This window comes from Novipirellula herctigrandis (genome assembly GCA_007859835.1).
Lineage (GTDB): Bacteria > Planctomycetota > Planctomycetia > Pirellulales > Pirellulaceae > Novipirellula_A > Novipirellula_A herctigrandis.
The window spans coordinates 8,558,685-8,560,540 of record SJPJ01000001.1; the positions used below are offsets into that span (position 1 = coordinate 8,558,685).

At 52.6% G+C, this 1,856-nt stretch carries 2 protein-coding genes; both read left to right on the forward strand.

Translation table 11 applies throughout. The features are described from left to right. The first annotated feature begins 29 nt into the window (after positions 1–29). Positions 30–374 (forward strand): hypothetical protein, encoded by a 345-nt coding sequence (locus CA13_RS30815; RefSeq protein WP_146403215.1) that lies wholly within the window; start codon positions 30–32, stop codon positions 372–374. A gap of 546 nt (positions 375–920) precedes the next feature. Further along, positions 921–1,649 carry a hypothetical protein gene (locus CA13_RS30820; protein ID WP_146403217.1) on the forward strand — a complete coding sequence of 243 codons (729 nt, stop codon included), beginning with the start codon at positions 921–923 and terminating at the stop codon, positions 1,647–1,649. Positions 1,650–1,856 lie beyond the last annotated feature (207 nt).

Genomic DNA, 1,856 nt, shown 5'->3' on the forward strand with positions numbered 1-1,856 from the left:
ATCCGTCTTGAATTTGATCGCTGAATGCAATGTCATTGTTGACGCCGGAAGATCGTAACGACCTCAACTTTGATCGCATCGGACCTGTGCTGGAGACACTCGTCGATTCTGATCGGCTGACAAGCGATGAACGCCGCGCCGTCGAACTCTGTGCTCGCGCCGCCGCTGATCTTATCTCACTGGAACACCAAGAGAGAATGCGCGAGTACTACGCTCGGCAGGACGTTTCACAACGGAGTGCCGACACAATCGCAGCCTGGCTTGAGAGCAATCCAAACGCCGAACCCGGCACTGTCGTTGCTGTATCTTGCCGCATGCACGTCGCATCGTTTGATAGGAGCGGAAGACTGCAACTCACCCCATTTCTTGACTGATGCTAGATAAACCGTTCGTCAACCAGAAAGTGGCGGATAACCATGGCGTTCACACGAAGCACGGCATAAGATCTTTACAAATGGAAACCACATAGGCCGTGCTCGGTGACGCCGGCCGTTACCCGACGTAAAATGAAGATCGTATCGAACGACAACATCGATCCTGTTTGATGATCTCTTTTCGACAACGCGACCCGAACGCCAACGTCAAAAGCGTAAGTTAAAAATTGCTCGTCTAAGTTACCCGTTGGCTAATGCGACTCCACGACGGCGTTTGGCTGGAACCTTGGCTAGCCTAACGTCGCTGCTTCGGCCTTTCGGCGTTACCCAAAAACCTGCCCAACAACTGTTTTATTCGACACTGATTTGATACACTGATGCTTTCCGTGGTGACTTGCTCGCCCGTGATCACTTCCACGGAATCGACAATCAAATGGCCGGGATTTCGGGTAACCATCGGATGCAACGGAGGACCGGTGGTTCGTTTTCACGAATGGATAGTCAACTCCCGGTCCCCGCTGATCCGTACCGTTACCCGACTAAAGAATGACTGATCGCCCGCCTGTTTCCAAAGTGCTCGATTCAACGCAGTCTTTGCTAGAACTCCAAGGGCTCTGGGAACATGCTTGGCAATGGTTTGCCACCTGCATGAAAACGCAAGGATGGCCCGAACTGACGACCTCGATTGGTGCGCCAGCGTCAGAAGCCGACTTGTCCGTACTTTCTCGTCACTCACTTCACAACATTCCGCAGACGTTTCTTGAAGCCTGCTGCTCTTACTCGTCCGCTGTAACCTTCCACTTGCCTTGGCCTCCCGAGGGATCACCTGCAGTTCTGAAATACGATCATCGCCCTGATCACATTTCTAACGCGGAGATTGGCGGGAAAATGATGGTGTGGTCGCTGCAACACTCCATTGAACATCTTGACGGGTACCTGGATTACTGCGACGCAAACCTTGGTGCAACTCCATCACTTGATCCGATCTTTGCGAACACCGTTCCGGTCATTGCCATCGACAATGGTGACTACGTTGCACTGAATCTGGATGATGGCTGCGTCTACTACATGTCCAAATTTCACGACCCCTCGATGACGTGTAAACGACTGGGCTATGACTTCTGGGATTATATCGGACGGATCAGCATGCTCGGATGTCCCGTTCCGACGTGTTTTCCAGACTCTGGATTTTACGACTCCGAGAACCAAGTGATTGCCCTTGATTCCACAGCATCCAATGATTGGATAAACTGGCTCGAAACATACACAGGATGATGCGGGTAACCATCGCATGCACACGGAGCGGCGGTGGAGAGATTTCGCAAATGGTTGCCGTGCTCCCGCCGCCCGGTGATGCGTACCGTTATCCGATCAACGACGATCGGTATGCTGGTGTTGGGCTTTGGCGTCACAACACTGGCTTGCGGCTGATGCCGGTGAACGATATGCCCGACGAACCATTCCCTCGGACAACTTTTCTGG

Excerpts from the sequence above, each read along its gene's own strand:
- CA13_RS30820 (WP_146403217.1), top strand. The coding sequence starts at position 921 with ATGACTGATCGCCCGCCTGTTTCCAAAGTGCTCGATTCAACGCAGTCT.
- CA13_RS30815 (WP_146403215.1), top strand. The coding sequence starts at position 30 with ATGTCATTGTTGACGCCGGAAGATCGTAACGACCTCAACTTTGATCGC.